Below are 239 nucleotides of genomic sequence, written 5' to 3'. Positions count from 1 at the left end.
CCGAAACGAAAGTGGCGTTACTCCAGCTATCAAGGGGAAATTTCTCCCGCACCACCTAACCTGGTGAACCGCAATTTTCATGCTGAGCATCCAAACCGGTTGTGGCTGACTGACATCAGTGTTTTCGCTACTAACCAAGGTCGCGTGTACCTGTCTGCCATCATCGACTGTTTTGACGGCAAGGTCGTGGCAGCAAAAACAAGTGTTCATCCCACCATGGAGTTAGCAGAAGAAACTTT

Annotated in this window: 1 pseudogene; it reads left to right on the top strand. The window is 49.4% G+C overall.

The features are described 5' to 3' along the window. A pseudogene (locus JQ46_RS11390) lies at positions 1–239 on the top strand (DDE-type integrase/transposase/recombinase); the annotation flags it as partial.

This window comes from Corynebacterium jeikeium (assembly GCF_000738175.1).
Lineage (GTDB): Bacteria > Actinomycetota > Actinomycetes > Mycobacteriales > Mycobacteriaceae > Corynebacterium > Corynebacterium jeikeium_C.
This window is presented reverse-complemented; position numbering and strand designations above follow the sequence as displayed.